At 41.6% G+C, this 15595-nt stretch carries 17 protein-coding genes; 2 read left to right on the plus strand and 15 right to left on the minus strand.

Annotation, left to right across the window (positions count from 1 at the left end; translation table 11 throughout):
- Positions 1-551 (plus strand): IS66 family transposase (locus tag ACEO2X_RS04660; protein WP_371971139.1); only part of this gene is annotated, 551 nt, incomplete at its 5' end.
- Between the two features lie 141 nt (positions 552-692).
- On the opposite strand, the gene ACEO2X_RS04665 is transcribed toward ACEO2X_RS04660, so the two are convergent.
- The 11 genes from ACEO2X_RS04665 to ACEO2X_RS04715 form a co-directional block, all read right to left on the minus strand.
- On the minus strand, positions 693-1346 hold the full coding sequence (locus ACEO2X_RS04665; RefSeq protein ID WP_004971715.1) for a tRNA-(ms[2]io[6]A)-hydroxylase: 654 nt from the start codon (positions 1344-1346) through the stop codon (positions 693-695).
- A 39-nt stretch (positions 1347-1385) separates the two neighbouring features.
- The gene (gene pdxJ / locus ACEO2X_RS04670; protein WP_026438307.1) at positions 1386-2111 is read right to left on the minus strand and encodes a pyridoxine 5'-phosphate synthase; all 726 of its coding nucleotides are present in this window, start codon (positions 2109-2111) and stop codon (positions 1386-1388) included.
- Positions 2112-2122: 11 nt separating this feature from the next.
- Entirely contained in the window at positions 2123-2836 is a 714-nt protein-coding gene (gene recO, locus ACEO2X_RS04675; protein ID WP_026438188.1) for a DNA repair protein RecO, read from the minus strand.
- A 14-nt stretch (positions 2837-2850) separates the two neighbouring features.
- Complete coding sequence (locus ACEO2X_RS04680; protein WP_154320888.1) at positions 2851-3045, minus strand: NF038104 family lipoprotein; 195 nt, start codon at positions 3043-3045, stop codon at positions 2851-2853.
- Between the two features lie 22 nt (positions 3046-3067).
- Positions 3068-4096, minus strand: a complete 1029-nt coding sequence (gene era, locus ACEO2X_RS04685; protein ID WP_218618915.1) for a GTPase Era — start codon at positions 4094-4096, stop codon at positions 3068-3070.
- Positions 4093-4794, minus strand: coding sequence for a ribonuclease III (rnc, locus tag ACEO2X_RS04690; RefSeq protein ID WP_004971722.1), 702 nt, complete (start codon positions 4792-4794; stop codon positions 4093-4095). Before rnc ends, era begins: the two co-directional genes overlap by 4 nt.
- Positions 4766-5137 (minus strand): DUF4845 domain-containing protein, encoded by a 372-nt coding sequence (locus ACEO2X_RS04695; RefSeq protein ID WP_178865619.1) that lies wholly within the window; start codon positions 5135-5137, stop codon positions 4766-4768. The genes rnc and ACEO2X_RS04695 overlap by 29 nt, the downstream gene beginning before the upstream one ends.
- 24 nt (positions 5138-5161) lie before the next feature.
- Positions 5162-5989: a signal peptidase I gene (lepB, locus tag ACEO2X_RS04700; protein ID WP_004971724.1), complete on the minus strand. Its 828-nt coding sequence runs from the start codon at positions 5987-5989 to the stop codon at positions 5162-5164.
- Positions 5990-6010: 21 nt separating this feature from the next.
- Positions 6011-7828: a translation elongation factor 4 gene (gene lepA / locus ACEO2X_RS04705; protein ID WP_004971725.1), complete on the minus strand. Its 1818-nt coding sequence runs from the start codon at positions 7826-7828 to the stop codon at positions 6011-6013.
- A 309-nt stretch (positions 7829-8137) separates the two neighbouring features.
- A complete protein-coding gene (locus tag ACEO2X_RS04710) occupies positions 8138-8593 on the minus strand; it encodes a thioesterase family protein (protein WP_004971726.1) in 456 nt (151 codons plus the stop codon).
- A gap of 167 nt (positions 8594-8760) precedes the next feature.
- Entirely contained in the window at positions 8761-10143 is a 1383-nt protein-coding gene (locus ACEO2X_RS04715; RefSeq protein WP_180050404.1) for a Do family serine endopeptidase, read from the minus strand.
- Positions 10144-10474: 331 nt separating this feature from the next.
- Here ACEO2X_RS04715 and nadB point away from each other — a divergent pair, with 331 nt between their 5' ends.
- Positions 10475-12109 (plus strand): L-aspartate oxidase, encoded by a 1635-nt coding sequence (gene nadB / locus ACEO2X_RS04720; RefSeq protein ID WP_167845907.1) that lies wholly within the window; start codon positions 10475-10477, stop codon positions 12107-12109.
- A gap of 338 nt (positions 12110-12447) precedes the next feature.
- Here the strand turns inward: nadB and ACEO2X_RS04725 are convergent, their stop codons facing one another.
- The 4 genes from ACEO2X_RS04725 to pabC form a co-directional block, all read right to left on the minus strand.
- Positions 12448-12855, minus strand: coding sequence for a PaaI family thioesterase (locus ACEO2X_RS04725; protein WP_167845906.1), 408 nt, complete (start codon positions 12853-12855; stop codon positions 12448-12450).
- Between the two features lie 118 nt (positions 12856-12973).
- Positions 12974-13582: a dTMP kinase gene (tmk, locus tag ACEO2X_RS04730; RefSeq protein ID WP_131261157.1), complete on the minus strand. Its 609-nt coding sequence runs from the start codon at positions 13580-13582 to the stop codon at positions 12974-12976.
- 2 nt (positions 13583-13584) lie between these two features.
- Entirely contained in the window at positions 13585-14649 is a 1065-nt protein-coding gene (mltG, locus tag ACEO2X_RS04735) for an endolytic transglycosylase MltG (protein ID WP_104851755.1), read from the minus strand.
- Positions 14642-15475: an aminodeoxychorismate lyase gene (pabC, locus tag ACEO2X_RS04740; RefSeq protein ID WP_371971140.1), complete on the minus strand. Its 834-nt coding sequence runs from the start codon at positions 15473-15475 to the stop codon at positions 14642-14644. Before pabC ends, mltG begins: the two co-directional genes overlap by 8 nt.
- Between the last annotated feature and the right edge of the window lie 120 nt (positions 15476-15595).

Raw genomic sequence — 15595 nt, forward strand, 5'->3', positions numbered from 1 at the left:
ATGCGCGTCGTAAATTCCATGAACTGCATGTGACCAAAAAAAGTCAGGTCGCTGAACAGGCATTAGTGCTGATTCAGAAACTGTATGCGATAGAAGCAGAACTCAGGAAAAAGACCGATGGTACAGCAGAACAGCGCCGCGAATACCGACAACAGCATAGTCAACCGGTGATGCAACAACTGTATGAATGGCTCAACCAACATCAACTGACTGTGCCATCGAGTTCTCCAACCGCCAAGGCGATCAATTACACTCTGAAGCGTTGGCCAGCTTTAAGCCGCTATCTGGATGATGGCAATCTACCGATTTGCAATAACTGGGTGGAAAACCAGATGCGCCCCTGGGCGTTGGGACGTAAGAACTGGTTATTTGCAGGTTCGCTGCGCAGCGGTCAGCGAGCAGCCAATATTATGACTTTAATCCAGTCAGCAAAGCTGAATGGGCTGGATCCCTATGCCTATTTAAGTGATGTGCTGAAAAGGTTGCCGACACATAAAGTGACTCAGATTGAAGAATTGCTACCACACCGCTGGAAACCTGAACCGAATTAAAAAATAGGCATGGGGTTCAGCGGACGCTTACTTTCTAAGTGACTTAGGCAACAATCCACAATCAAAATACCTAAGCAATAACTTGATTGATAAAAAAACGGAACCGAAGTTCCGTTTTCTATCTTAGATCATCTACAAGTTTTAAGCGGCTTGCACAGGCACACCACTATGAAAACGGAACAGATCATCTGGACTTAAAATAAGATTCTTTTCCACTTCACGTATATGCTGAATTCGCCCCTGAATATCTTCTTCAGGGTTTTTCAGTTTTGCTGTTTTTGCTACATCCAAAGCCAGTGCCAAATAATCTTCATAATGCCGTGATTCTGATTTCAGTAAATAACGGTAATACTTACCTAATTCTTCATCTACCAATGGCGCAAGCGCATAAAACCGCTCGCATGAACGTGCTTCTACAAAGGCACCTATCACCAAAACATCAATTAGTGCTTCAGGTTCATAGGTACGGATTTCTTTACGTAAACCGCCTGCATAACGCCCTGCACTTAAACCCTGCCACATTTGCCCACGCTTTGCCATGAACTCTAGCACCTGCTCATAATGCAGCATTTCTTCGCGTACCAACTGTGCCAGTTTGACCTGCAAATCGGTAAAAAAGCTGTAACGAAACATCAGATTCATGGCTGTGCCTGCTGCTTTTTTCTCACAGTTAGCATGATCTTGCATCAAAATATCTAAATTATTTAATGCTTCGTTCAACCATTCTTTGGGTGTTTCGCAGCCTAAAAATGCTATCACAGGCTGCATCAATTCATCATAATTTATGCTGGACATAACGTTTCAAATTTTATCTTTCAATTTTAAATATGCAGATTAACGCGCTGCATCAATCGCAGCTTTCATGCGTTTAACAGCCTGTTCCAAGCCGACAAATACAGCATCACCAATTAAAGCATGACCAATATTTAACTCATGGATGTGTTGAATAGCGGCAATTGCACCTACATTGTCCAAGTTCAAGCCATGCCCTGCATTAATCACTAAGCCACGGCTAGCTGCATATTCTACGCCCTGAACAATACGGGTCAATTCGGCTTGCTGTGCAGCTTCATTTTCTGCATTGGCATACGCGCCTGTATGAATTTCAATGGTCGGTGCACCACATGCAACGGCCGCATCAATTTGTGCAAGATCTGCATCAATAAACAGTGACACATCACAGCCAATTGCTGTTAATTCCTGAGTAGCGGCCTTAACTGCTGCAAAATTGCCTACTACATCCAAACCACCTTCAGTGGTTACTTCTTCACGGCGCTCAGGTACCAAACATACATGCTGTGGACGAATTTCTTTGGCAAACTCGATCATTTCTTCAGTAACTGCCATTTCCAAATTCATACGAGTTTTTAGCAACGGACGCATACGACGCACATCATCATCCTGAATATGACGACGGTCTTCACGCAAATGCAAAGTAATCCCCTCTGCACCCGCCTGTTCACAAACTAATGCGGCCTTCACAGGGTCTGGATAGTTCGTGCCACGCGCTTGTCTTAAAGTTGCCACATGGTCAATATTGACACCGAGTAAAGCCATAATAGGTTCCTACATTACGCTTGGGTTTGAGAATTCTGAATCCACAATTGGCGACTTTTTAAAGGTCGATCACCCAACAGTGAACTAATCATTTGTCGATACAGCCGAGACAGTAATTGTAACTGCTCTGGGTTAAAATCCCTACCTTTTTCATAGTCGCACATACTGAGGATCTGTGCGCCAAGCAAATTGGCTCGTGAAGCTTGTGTAGTAGGGATAAAACCATCATTCAGTTGAAAATGATAATGTAGATTGGGCTGAATCGGCTCTTGATTCGCATCGACTGAAAAATCAATCGCATAGCCTAATTCTTCCAATAATGCATGTTCAAACTGACGTAAAATTTGTCTTAAAAATAGATTAGGATTTTCTTGACTAGATAAATGTTGTAAATGCGCCAAAGTCTGGTGATATTGCACAAAAGTTTCAGGCATTTCCACTTCGGCAGAACACAAGCGCAACACAATTTCATTTAAATAAAAGCCTGAAAAAAATGCATCACCAAAGAAAAAAACGGGTTGATTGACAATTTCCAGCTTAGTGAAATTTTTAAGGTCTGATTTTCCCGAAGCTTGTATGCGAATCGGTTGATATTGTGGCGGTGGCATTTGTCTTAAAATACCATCGACCCGCCCATGTTCGCGGGTAAACAAATGCACAATATGGCTACGTTCGCGGTATTTTCGATGATGGATTAAATAACCATGCAAGATTTCATTACGCATGATTGCGTCAATTAATCCTATTCTTTAGAGGATTCTTGTTTGGATTTTTCTTCGTCATCACCATCTGGAATGACAGCACCAACTACAGCAGCAGTGCCTTTCACCACACCTTTTGTGGTTTTGTAGGCGACTTTTACGGGAACTGTCACAACTTTGTGAATACAACCTTGCAAGACAAACATACATGCCACAATGGCCAACACTTTCATCATCACAGTTCCCTTTTCGTCAAACTTAGATATCACTATATCCTAAGCTTTTTAATGCACGTTCGTCATCAGACCAACCACCTTTGACTTTCACCCAAAGCGTCAGCATGATTTTTTGCTCGAACATTTTTTCCATGTCGACCCGTGCATCCATACCAATTTTTTTCAGCTTCGCGCCTTTTTCACCAATCACAATGGCTTTTTGACCTGGGCGATCTACAAAAATAGTGGCATCAATATAGGTACATGGCGCTTTCATACGACCCGTTTTTTCATTTAAAACCGCATCTTCAGTTTTAAATGATTCGATTTGCACGGTTAAATCGTAAGGCAGTTCTTCGCCCAATTGGCGCATGATCTTTTCACGGATAATTTCAGATGCCAAGAAACGTTCTGAACGGTCTGTGATTTGATCTAGCGAGTACAACGGTGGCTGGAATGGCAAATAGCGTTCAATCGTGTCACGCAAATGATCTAGGTTCGCGCCGCGCAATGCCGATACAGGTACAATTTCGGCAAAGTTCATTAACTTGGCACGTTCTTGAATAATCGGCAAAGCCTGATTTTTATTCTCAAAAGTGTCGAGTTTGTTAATCACTAGAATCACTGGCATTTCTGCATTTTTCAGCTTTTCTAGGACTAACTCATCATTTTGCGTCCATTTTTGTGCATCCACCACAAACAAAACCAAGTTCACATCACGCAAAGCAGATGATGCAGCACGGTTCATCATTTTGTTGATGGCACGGACTTCTTTTTTATGCATCCCTGGTGTGTCTACAAACACAGCCTGAGATTTTTCACGTGAATCAATTCCCACAATTTTGTGACGTGTGGTTTGCGGTTTACGTGAAGTAATGGATAGTTTTTGACCCAATAAGTGGTTCATGAGGGTCGATTTACCCACATTCGGGCGACCAACAATCGCAACAAAACCACTGCGGAAATCAGATGGAATTTCAGTTCCCTGACCGCTAAAGAATTGGTTAATTAGGTCATTGGCGTCGTTATTCGACTCGTGATCAGCATCTACGTGATCGGAATGGATGGTCATTCAGACTTTTGCTCCAAGAATTTTAAAATATCTGCCGCAACTGCCTGCTCGGCAAAGCGACGGCTTGAACCTTCACCCTTCATTACAGGCAAACTATCGACTCGGCATTCCACAATGAAATGCTGATTCGGTGCATCGCCCTGAATATCTACAACCTCGTAAACCGGGAGAGGTTTTTTACGTGCTTGTAAATACTCTTGTAAGCGTGATTTAGGGTCTTTGAGTTGATCGGTTGGCTCAATATGATCTAAATAAGGGCTATACCATTTTAGCACAATCGTTTGCAGCAAATTCAAATCACCGCTATCGACATAAATGGCGCCAATAATCGCTTCTACGGTATCCGCCAGTATAGACTCACGATGATGACCACCAGATTTCAATTCACCTGTACTGAGAATTAAATTTTGGCTGAGCTTTAAATCATTGGCAATTTTACCTAAGGCTTCCTGACGCACCAGTGTTGCCCGCATGCGCGTTAAACGCCCTTCATTTTCATGTGGATAAGCCACATATAAATAATTGGCAACAATCATTCCCAACAACGAATCGCCTAGAAATTCCAGACGTTCGTAATTGTGTTTATGACTCACCGAGCGGTGAGTCAAAGCCAATTTAAGCAATTCAGGTTGCTTAAACTGATAACCGATTCGGCTGGCTAGACGGGTCTCATTTAGCTTGGACTGAGCTTTGATCAAAACTTTTCTCGAACTTCATTACAATATCAATATTCAATAAGAAAGGTTTTCTTATTTCATATTCTTTTTTCACTTCTAAACCATCGACGTTAGTCACTTGAGCCACATCTGCAAATTTAATATCGCGAATGTTGTTCATGCTTAAACGCTTGTCCATTTCACCAATAAACTGTTGTGGTGATAGATTTTTTGGCCCATTTAACAATTGTTCTTCAATTTGATTGTCCAACATTCGATCATCGAAATATGGTGCCCAAACTGCAACTGCTACTTTTGCCATAAATGCAAAACCAATAATTGCAATTAAAATTGCAATATAGGATGCCCCTTGTTGATGACGCATTTTTTATTTTCCTAATCTGCTTTATTAATCAATTTTGCCGTTACGACTAAATGACGGCAAATTAAACCCAGGTTCTTTATGCATCCAGACATAGAATGCACGGCCTGTTAGGTTTTCCTCTGGTACAAAGCCCCAAAAACGACTGTCAGCACTTTGATCGCGGTTATCCCCCATCGCGAAGTAATGACCTTCAGGTACTTTGACTTCCCAATATAAACCATTTTCTGCTGAATATTTACCATTGTCTACATAGTTCAGGAATGGTGCCTGACGCGCCACGTTTACACCTTCAAGCTCGCGCATGGTAAATGTATGCGCCCCTAAAGTTTCCTGATGGTAAATTGAAGTAGGTGTATCTAGACTGTCTTTTTCACGGCTAAACTGGATTGGGGTTTTCGTTACTTTCTCGCCATTAATGCTCAGCTGACCATGATCATAAACAATATGATCGCCTGGTAAACCGACAATACGCTTAATATAACTAATGCTTGGTTGTGGTGGATAACGGAACACCGCAACTTCGCCACGCTCAGGCGAACCCACATCTATAATTTTGCTGTTAATAATTGGCAAACGCACGCCATATTCAAACTTGTTCACCAAAATAAAATCGCCCGTTTCTAAGGTTGGCACCATAGAATCTGACGGAATATTAAATGGTTCATACAGGAATGAACGCAGTACCATCACCACTGCCAAAACAGGCCAAAAATCATAAGCCCATGTGATAATGAAGTTTTCATTGCCTCGCCCTTTCGTCGCTCTTTGTTTAAATACAAATTTATCGAGCAGCCACACCGCAATAAAAAATAATGTGGCAGGAACGAGAATCAAATTAAAATCAAAATCCATGGGCTTGTTATCCTTATAATTTTAGCGTTCGACTTTAAGTACGGCCAAGAAAGCTTCTTGCGGGATTTCAACACTTCCCACTTGCTTCATACGTTTCTTACCTTCTTTTTGCTTGGCAAGCAGTTTCTTCTTACGAGAAACGTCACCGCCATAACACTTCGCAAGTACGTTTTTACGCATCGCTTTCACGGTTGAGCGCGCAATAATTTGTGCACCAATGGCAGCCTGAATAGCCACATCAAACATTTGACGCGGAATCAAGTCTTTCATTTTTTCAACCAAGGCAATACCACGGTGACGTGCATCCTGACGGTGACAAATCATCGCTAAGGCATCAACTTTTTCACCGTTAATCAGTACATCTACTTTAACCAAAGATGAGCTTTCAAAACGGACAAAGTTATAATCTAACGATGCAAAACCACGTGAACATGACTTCAATTTATCAAAGAAGTCCATCACGACTTCTGCCATCGGAATTTCAAAAGTAATGGACACTTGGTTACCCAAGAATTTCATGTCTTTTTGCACACCACGACGCTCAATACATAGGGTCATGACGTTACCCAAGTATTCTTGCGGCACTAAAATATGACATTCCGCAATCGGTTCACGTAAATCTTCTACAGTTGAACCATCAGGCATTTTAGATGGACTGTCGATATACACCGTTTCGCCATTTTTCATCACGGCTTCATAAATAACCGTTGGTGCCGATGAAATTAGGTCTAAATCGTACTCACGCTCTAAACGCTCTTGTACGATTTCCATGTGCAACATGCCCAAGAAACCACAACGGAAACCAAAGCCTAAAGCATCTGAACTTTCAGGTTCAAAGAACAAAGCTGAGTCGTTAATTTGTAGTTTGTGCAAGGCTTCACGGAACGGTTCAAAGTCGCTGGCATCAATTGGGAATAAACCTGCATAAACCTGCGGCTTAACTTTTTTAAAGCCTGGTAAGGTTTCTACTTCTGGTGTAGTTGCGAGTGTGATGGTATCACCCACTGGCGCACCAAAAATATCTTTAATACCCGCAATAACAAAGCCAACTTCACCTGCTTCCAAAATACCTGTTTCGGTATGTTTTGGATTAAAAATACCAACTGAGGTAATAATGTGCGTTTGACCTGTCGATTTCATCAACATTTTATCGCCTTTACGCACGCGACCTTGCTTGATACGTACCAGCGACACAACGCCCAAATAGTTATCAAACCATGAGTCAATAATTAAGGCTTGCAATGGCGCATCACGATCACCTTGTGGTGCTGGAATGACATTCACCAAGGTTTCTAATACATTGTCGATGCCTAAACCAGTTTTAGCCGAACAGGTTGGTGCATCTTGCGCTTCGATACCAATAATTTCTTCAATTTCATGAATCACGCGCTCAGGTTCTGCCTGCGGTAAATCAATTTTATTCAGTACAGGTAAAACTTCTAAGCCTTGCTCAATTGCGGTATAGCAGTTTGCAACTGATTGCGCTTCTACCCCTTGTGCCGCATCGACTACCAATAGCGCACCTTCACAAGCTGCCAAAGAACGTGATACTTCATAGGAAAAGTCAACGTGTCCTGGGGTGTCAATGAAGTTTAACTGGTATTCCTGACCATTTGGATGGTTGTAGTATAAAGTCACTGAGGTGGCTTTAATGGTAATCCCACGCTCACGCTCAAGCTCCATAGAATCCAACACCTGAGCTTGCATCTCACGATCTTGTAAACCACCACAGGTTTGAATGAAACGATCTGCTAGAGTCGATTTACCATGGTCAATATGGGCAATGATCGAAAAGTTACGGATGTTTTTAATATCAACAGTTTTTTTAGCTTGCGCCATGGGTTACCTTGAAAAATAACACGCTCTGCACCTCAAAATTCATGCAGAGCAAAAGCCGAATAGAAATTGCGAAGGATTATAGCAGATGGATTTTTCAATGTATCCATAATAATGACTTCCTTTTGCAGCCTCACGCGTTTTTCTTTTTATTCGAGAGTTTCAGGCTTTTTATGCAGAGATGTGTGTCGTAATTAAAGTGAGAATTGAAGAATACTTCATGCTATTTGAAACAGGTGAATACCCTCTTTAACAACATCGACAGCAATAACATGCAGCAACTTTCAATGACGCTACACTTGGTGCTTCAACTCATCTTAATGAATCATACTCACTAAAATCCAACGGATTCACATCAGCAGCAAGGGGTTGATAGGCTTGCGTAAATGTCGGTGACATGCGTTTTGGACGACCTGTAGCAATTTCCACACAAGCCCATTGTGTATTGCCCATAAACAGCAGACTTTTATCTTGAGGGCGATAAAACGCATATTGGCGGAATGAATACAACGCATTCAAATCACTTAACCATGTACGCAAAATCAGCTCCTCACCTTCGAGTGCCGCTTTACGATATTGCACATGATGTTCCACCGCCACCATCGCATGTTTTAGTTTTAAGTATTCCAGCACCCCTAAACCTAATGTTTCGATATGCGCCGATGCTACATCCTGCATCCACTGCACATACACCACATTATTGACATGCCCTAAAATATCAATATGTTCTGGCTGTACGGTGATTTTTAAATCAAATATGCTGCTCATGTCATCCTTTTAACTAAAACGGCGATGTCGGTCTAGTCTAACAAAAATACCGAGTTACATAAAAAAGTCGCCCTAATTCAAGAGCGACTTCCTTAAAATAAGTGGCTATTTAAAGTTTAGCAAGATTCTAAATTTTAGATAGATTTACGATTTTATGCCACATCAACTTATTGAATACGCATGCCAATAATCGCACGTTGCCCTTGACGGATAATCACCACACGCGCAATTGTACCTTGTTTCAAGGTAGATACTGTTTCAACAAATTGGTTGGCATTTTGGATGGTGGTGTTATTCAGTTGCACAATCACATCACCTGGCATAATACGTGCCTGAGCTGCCGAACCACCACGACGCACTTCCTGAATCAGCACACCGCCTTTAATATCTAATTGGCGTTGTTCTGCAACGCTTAAATCACGAATCGACACCCCTAAAACAGGGCCTTTGGCTGCTGTGTCAGGGTTGTTTTTGGCAGGCGTGTCGTCAGGTGCTGTGCTCACCGTAGCGGTAATATTACGGCGTTTATCATCGCGTAATACTTCAAGCTGAATACTTTGATTTGGCACTGAACGGTTTAAATAGTTCAACAATTCAGACGTTCTGGAAATAGGTGTGCCGTTGTATTTAAGAATCACATCGCCCGCGCGCAAACCTGCACGTGCCGCAGGTGAGTTTGGTGCAACTTGAGTAATTAATGAACCTTCAGGCTTACTGAGTTTATAAGATTCTGCCAAATTGCGGTCAATATCTTGCAAACTCACCCCTAAATAAGAACGAGTCACTTTACCGTTACGCTTTAACTGATCGGCAACATCCATGGCAACATCAATAGGAATGGAGAATGACAAGCCCATATAACCACCCGTACCACTAAAAATACGGGAGTTCACGCCGACCACTTCACCGCGCTGGTTAAATAGTGGCCCGCCTGAGTTACCTGGGTTAAGCGCCACATCGGTCTGAATAAATGGCACTGAAGTTTCACCCATCATATTACGCATTTTGGCACTCACGATTCCTGCCGATGCAGAATAGTCAAAGCCAAATGGTGAACCAATCGCAAGTACAGGCTCACCTACACGTAATTGATCGACATTGCCTGTACGCAGTTCTGGATAACTGCTGCCCTGCACTTTTAATAACGCGACATCGGTACGTTCATCACTACCCACGACAGTTGCATCAAGTTCACGGCGGTCATTCAGTACAATGGTAACTTTAGAAGCATCTTCAACAACGTGGTGATTGGTTAAAAGGTATCCATCTTTACTGATAAAAAAGGCACTGCCGTAACCTGTTTTTTCTTGTGGAATTTGCTGTTGAGGAATAATCACTTGATTGCCAAAAAAACGGCGTAAAATTTCTGGAACTTGTTGTTGTAAGAGTTCTTCCTGACTCATTTTTTTGACAACATTGACACTCACCACCGCAGGACTAACCTGCTCAACCAAATTAGAAAAGTCTACTGGTGGTGCTGCTTGAGCCTGCACAGTTGCCATAGTAAAAACAGCCGCATATAAACCTTTTTTTAAGTTGCGATTTTTCATAAATAGCATTCACTCAATAATAATTATGACTTTGAACTCACCTTATTTAGCACAAAATAATAGGCTTTTGCGTAATAAAATGTTGAATCTTTTTCAATTACGGTTTGGCAGGCACTGTGGAGGATAGCTGAGATAGCATCTTATATTTGACCCATCAAAAATGATGCGCCAAAGTGCTATAAATGAAAAGCGTGGAATCGAATCACAATAAAAGTGGGATATTCCATAAAAGTTGCCAGTTTATTCTTTTTTTTCATTATTCAAATCCACTTCGCACTTGCCTTTTTCTGTAAAAAGGGGTGTCATTATCCAACTTTTTTCAAATTAGCTGATGGACATGCCTAATTTAAACACAACACATCAATTTGATGTGATTATTGTGGGAAGTGGTGGTGCAGGTTTGAGTTTAGCGCTCTCATTACCCCAGCATTTCAATATTGCCGTTTTGGCGAAATCTACCCTTACTGAAGCCAGCACTTTCTATGCGCAAGGCGGTGTCGCGGCAGTTCTTGATGAAACAGATTCAATTGAACAACACATAGATGACACTATGATTGCAGGTGCGCATTTATGTGAAATGGATGCCGTCAAGCAAACCGTAGAAGGCGGCAAACCTTCGGTAGATTTTCTGCTGAAACAAGGTGTGCAATTTACTTTAGATGAACAAGAACAGTTGCACTTAACCCGTGAAGGCGGTCACTCACAGCGACGTATCATTCACGCTGCCGATGCAACGGGACGCGCAATTTCGACCACTTTGGTACAACGTGCCCAAGAACAGCAAAACATCACCATTTTTGAAAATTATATTGCGATTGACCTAATTACCTCGCAAAAATTAGGTTTAAATGAAAGCAATCGCACTTTAGGCTTATATGCACTAGATGAAAAAACACAAAAAGTGCATAGCTTCCTTGCACCATTTACCGCACTTGCCTGCGGTGGTGCAATGAAAGCCTATCTGTATACATCTAACCCAGACATTGCCACAGGTGATGGTATGGCGATGGCATACCGTGCGGGTTGCCGTGTAGCAAATATGGAATTTAACCAATTCCATCCGACCTGTTTGTATCATCCTCAAGCACGTTCGTTTTTAATTACTGAAGCCATGCGTGGTGAAGGTGCATATTTGCGTTTACCCGATGGTGAGCGTTTTATGCTGCGTTTTGATGAGCGTGCAGAATTGGCGCCACGCGACATTGTAGCACGTGCGATTGACTATGAAATCAAACGCTTAGGTATTCGTCATGTGTGGTTAGACATCACCCATAAACCTGCAGAATTTGTGAAAGAACACTTCCCAACGCTGTATGCACGTTTACTGGAATTGGGCATTGATATCACTACCGATATGATTCCTGTTGTACCTGCTGCCCACTACACTTGTGGCGGAGTAATGGTGGATGAACATAGCCAAACCGATATTGCTGGTTTATATGCGATTGGTGAAACTTCTTATACAGGTTTACATGGTGCTAACCGTATGGCAAGTAACTCTCTTTTAGAATGTTTTGTCTATGGAATGGCTGCCGCCAAACATATTGAAGCCCATTACACTGCAGATTATAGCTCGCCTGAAGTTCCTGCTTGGGATGATTCGCAAGTGACGAATCCTGACGAAGATGTGGTGATTTTACAAAACTGGGATGAGCTACGTGCAACCATGTGGAACTATGTCGGCATTGTACGCACCACCAAGCGTTTAGAGCGTGCCTTGCACCGCATTGAAATGCTGAAACGTGAAATCACCGAGTATTATCAGGACTATCAAGTCAGTAAAAACTTAATTGAACTGCGTAATTTGGTTTTAGTTTCGGAAATGATTGTGCGCTGTGCCATGCAACGTAAGGAATCACGCGGTTTACACTTCACGCTAGATTATCCTGAACTTGCGCCTGAATTGCGTAAAACTGTGCTTATTCCACCAAACTTCCAAGTGGAAACCCCATTGGTGAATGAATAAAGTCGGTTGAATAGCGGTGATTGAAAGTTTGATATTTTCAATCATCGTTATTTTTATTTTGCAGTTATCTATTTCGTTTTACTTCTCTTTTTTGACCATCATTTCTACAAAAGTTTCCTGAACATCCCCTGCACTTTTATAAAAATAATATCTCGTTGATCATTTTTAAGCTGCCAAATATTAGTTTTGCTTAGGCTATTTTTCAATTCAATGGCATGGATGAAAACGATCAATGACAAAATAAGAATAAAAGATCAACCAAATTTACTTAGGCGATTGAACTGTAAACTTTAAGCGAAATGTTGATCTATTATTTTTCATATTGTAGCTTTAAACACTTACACTTGTGGAATCGAATACGTCCCTGTGACATGCGCCACGGCATCATCTACACCTTCGGAATATACCCAAACCTCACCGACCACGAGGTTTTTCCCTACTTTCATTAAGCGACATTCACCACGTAAATTACGCCCTGCTGCGGGCTTGCGTAAAAAGTTGATGTTTAAATTACTGGTCACCGCCAAAGCCACCAAACCCAACTCCCCTAAAATGGCGATATAAAGTGCATAGTCTGCAACAGTCATCATAGTCGGCCCTGATACCGTACCACCTGGGCGTAAATCACGTTCATCGATGTGATAATTCACCAATGCCCCACGTGGGGTGATGGACACAATTTCACATTTTTCCAAACTTTGCGGAAACTCAACTTTTAAAAATTCAATAATTTCGTCTTTGGTCATATTTACTATTCGCTATTATTTAAATAAAAAAATCTTCTAAAGCATTTCCACTATAGAAGATTTTTCCATTCAATCAAATGCATAACCATGACCCATTGGCTTGTTATACCTTTGTTTGTTATGCCTTAGCTTGCAAATAGTGCATCGCCTGTGCAAATACTTGATCGGGGCTTTGTGTTGCATCTAAGCGCTTCACTCGCTCAGGGTGTCGCTCCCACAAAGTTTGATAGCCACCTCTTACCTTCTCAAAGAAAGTTGCTTTCTCTTGTTCAAAACGATCAAGTTCACCACGTGCCCGTGCACGGGTCATACCCAGTTCAATCGGTGCATCCAGCCAGAAAGTTAAGTCAGGCATACGTGCCACAAAGTTATTATTTAAAGTCTGCAACTTGCTTTCACTCAAACCACGTCCTGCACACTGATAAGCAAAACTCGCATCACTAAAACGGTCACACAGTACAGTTTTTCCTGCAGCCAACGCAGGTAAAATCACCCGATCTAAATGCTGTGCACGCGCTGCATACATCAACAATAACTCAGTGTCTGAACACATTTTTTCTTCATGGTTGACCTCGAGCAACAAAGCACGAATTTGCTCTGCCATAGGGGTTCCACCCGGTTCACGGGTTAAAACCACCGACTGACCTTGTGCAGTAAAATAATCATGAATACGGCGAATAAGTGTAGTTTTGCCTACCCCTTCAGTACCTTCAAAACTGATAAACATGCTTATTCCCCTGATTTTTTCGTGCGTAGTACGTTTAAATATTCCTGTACGGCACGGTTATGATCTTGCAAATTGGTGCTAAATTTATGCCCACCGTTACCTGTCGCGACAAAATAAATATTGTCAGATTGGTCTGGATGCATCGCCGCTTCAATGGCTTTTTGACTTGGCAAAGCAATTGGTGTTGGCGTTAAGCCACTCATGGTATAGGTGTTGTATGGCGTTGGAGTGCGTAAATCCTGACGGGTGATATTGCCCTGATAACGGTCACCCATACCATAAATCACGGTTGGGTCAGTCTGTAAACGCATCCCCAGTTTTAAACGACGTACAAACACACCCGAAACCTGCTCTAATTCAGCATCAACATTGGTTTCTTTTTCAATAATAGATGCCATGATTAAAGCTTCATATTTATTTTTATAGGGCAAATCTGCTGCACGATTATTCCAAGCATCATCCAATGATTTCATTTGACGCTGATATAAATCGGTTAATATTTTACGGTCAGTTTCACCTTTGGCAAAGAAATAAGTATTCGGCGCAAATAAACCTTCGGGATGTGTAAAAGGAATATTTAAAGCTTTTAGCATTTGATCATATGGCAAATGCGACACTTCTTTGGTGACCAACTCATCTTTCTTTAACGCATCAATCAATTGTTTAAAAGTCGTGCCTTCGATCACCAAAATACGGTTCATTTGTGCATTTTCAGCATTGGCGATCATTTCCATAACCTGACGCACACTCATGCCCTGACGGACTTCATACACGCCTTTTTTCATGCTGTCGTGAATCATCACTCGTTGATAGAGCTTTAAAACAATTGGAAAATTCACATGATCTTGTTCTGCCAAACGATCAATAAAGCGTGAATAGGTATCACCATCATTAATGGCCAATAATTGTTTTTTGCCTTCAACAGGATAATCTTTGAATAAGCTTGACCATAAGATCATGCCAATGACCAAAAACAGTCCAAGTATAAAAATAAGCGTGCCCTGAATAGCACGCTTAGACCACATAGTTTTGGTTTTCTTTTTAGATTTTGATGGGCGCTTAGACATAAGAATGAATCTGATTCAGTTGAAGTTGCTTAAATAGTTCCACACACGGCTGCACATCTAAAACCTGCTGCCCTAAATGGCTGACAATTTTCATGGGCGTTAAGGCATTACAGAAAAACAGACTTTGAATCTGCGCAATTTCCGAAACATGAACATCACGCTGTTCACAATGCAAATTCTGTTGTTGCATGCGCGATAAAATTTCTGCCCGCATGACACCGTGCACGCCATTATAACCAAGTTGCGGGGTAATCCATGTATTGTTTATACGAATGAAACAATTACTACTCACACCTTCAACCACACTGCCCTGTACATCAGTAACCAAAGCTTCTGTCCAGCCTTTTTGATCGGCTTCTTGTTTGAGCAATACCTGTTCAAGTCTGTTTAGACTTTTCAGCCCAACTAAATTCGGCATGCTCAGCCCTATCGCTTGCGTCAAGACGCCACTTTGAATGATGTCATAATGATATGCTGCATCTAAAGATGCTTGCACTTGTGGATAGAAAAACACCCAAACATCGGCAGGTTGATCAGGCAAACTGTAACCTCGCTGCCCCACACCACGACTTAAAACAATCTTTAAAGTACCGTTTAATTCGCCATGCGCCTGCTTTAAAAGCGTCAATGTTTCAGTGATTAACTCAAGATTGGCATTTAAATAAAGTTGGTGATTGGCATATTGCAAACGCGCCAAATGACGGTCAAATAATTCAATTTGATTTTGGCGAATACGTGCAGTGCTAAAGCATCCATCGCCATAATGAAACGCGCGATCTAACACATGAATCTGCTCGGTAGGCTTGGCATTTTTATAACACTGCATGGAAGAAGTACTCGTTATTTATCTCTAAATATAGAAAACAATGAAGAAATTTATATTTATCATTTACTGATATTCACCGCATTTTAAATTATTTTTTCAGCAAATAGACTACCGATATGC

The sequence above is a fragment of the Acinetobacter sp. AL9 genome, assembly GCF_041464035.1.
Lineage (GTDB): Bacteria > Pseudomonadota > Gammaproteobacteria > Pseudomonadales > Moraxellaceae > Acinetobacter > Acinetobacter towneri.

What these genes read in the sequence shown, in the direction of transcription:
- ACEO2X_RS04665 (WP_004971715.1), bottom strand. Translation starts at nt 1,346, where the DNA reads ATGTCCAGCATAAATTATGATGAATTGATGCAGCCTGTGATAGCATTT.
- ACEO2X_RS04680 (WP_154320888.1), bottom strand. Translation starts at nt 3,045, where the DNA reads ATGATGAAAGTGTTGGCCATTGTGGCATGTATGTTTGTCTTGCAAGGT.
- era (WP_218618915.1), bottom strand. Translation starts at nt 4,096, where the DNA reads ATGACCATCCATTCCGATCACGTAGATGCTGATCACGAGTCGAATAAC.
- ACEO2X_RS04695 (WP_178865619.1), bottom strand. Translation starts at nt 5,137, where the DNA reads ATGCGTCATCAACAAGGGGCATCCTATATTGCAATTTTAATTGCAATT.
- lepB (WP_004971724.1), bottom strand. Translation starts at nt 5,989, where the DNA reads ATGGATTTTGATTTTAATTTGATTCTCGTTCCTGCCACATTATTTTTT.
- lepA (WP_004971725.1), bottom strand. Translation starts at nt 7,828, where the DNA reads ATGGCGCAAGCTAAAAAAACTGTTGATATTAAAAACATCCGTAACTTT.
- ACEO2X_RS04710 (WP_004971726.1), bottom strand. Translation starts at nt 8,593, where the DNA reads ATGAGCAGCATATTTGATTTAAAAATCACCGTACAGCCAGAACATATT.
- ACEO2X_RS04715 (WP_180050404.1), bottom strand. Translation starts at nt 10,143, where the DNA reads ATGAAAAATCGCAACTTAAAAAAAGGTTTATATGCGGCTGTTTTTACT.
- nadB (WP_167845907.1), top strand. Translation starts at nt 10,475, where the DNA reads ATGGACATGCCTAATTTAAACACAACACATCAATTTGATGTGATTATT.
- ACEO2X_RS04725 (WP_167845906.1), bottom strand. Translation starts at nt 12,855, where the DNA reads ATGACCAAAGACGAAATTATTGAATTTTTAAAAGTTGAGTTTCCGCAA.
- tmk (WP_131261157.1), bottom strand. Translation starts at nt 13,582, where the DNA reads ATGTTTATCAGTTTTGAAGGTACTGAAGGGGTAGGCAAAACTACACTT.
- mltG (WP_104851755.1), bottom strand. Translation starts at nt 14,649, where the DNA reads ATGTCTAAGCGCCCATCAAAATCTAAAAAGAAAACCAAAACTATGTGG.
- pabC (WP_371971140.1), bottom strand. Translation starts at nt 15,475, where the DNA reads ATGCAGTGTTATAAAAATGCCAAGCCTACCGAGCAGATTCATGTGTTA.